We start from the raw sequence: 251 nt of genomic DNA on the forward strand, positions 1-251 counted from the left end.
GCCGTGGTGATCGCCCAGTCGATGGGCTGGGCGCGGGCGATCATCGAATTGACCACCACCTCGGCCAGTTCCCGGTCGGTCCAGCGGTGCACCTCGTCGCGGGCGACGAAGCTGGGGTTGATGCCGTCCGCCGAATTGCCGTCGCGGCTCAGCGTCCGGATCGTGCCATTGGTGATCGCGGTCGAGATCAGGTGCTTGTTGCCCGTGTCCATGAAGGCCGAGAGCGCGGGCGCGGCCTTGATCATCCGCCG

At 67.7% G+C, this 251-nt stretch carries 1 protein-coding gene; it reads right to left on the reverse strand.

The window, feature by feature from the left end; translation table 11 throughout:
- A partial coding sequence (locus tag DSD19_RS21110) for a terminase large subunit domain-containing protein (protein WP_243628201.1) occupies positions 1-251 on the reverse strand: 251 nt, incomplete at both ends.

The organism is Rhodovulum sp. BSW8 (assembly GCF_003314725.1).
GTDB lineage: Bacteria > Pseudomonadota > Alphaproteobacteria > Rhodobacterales > Rhodobacteraceae > Rhodovulum > Rhodovulum visakhapatnamense.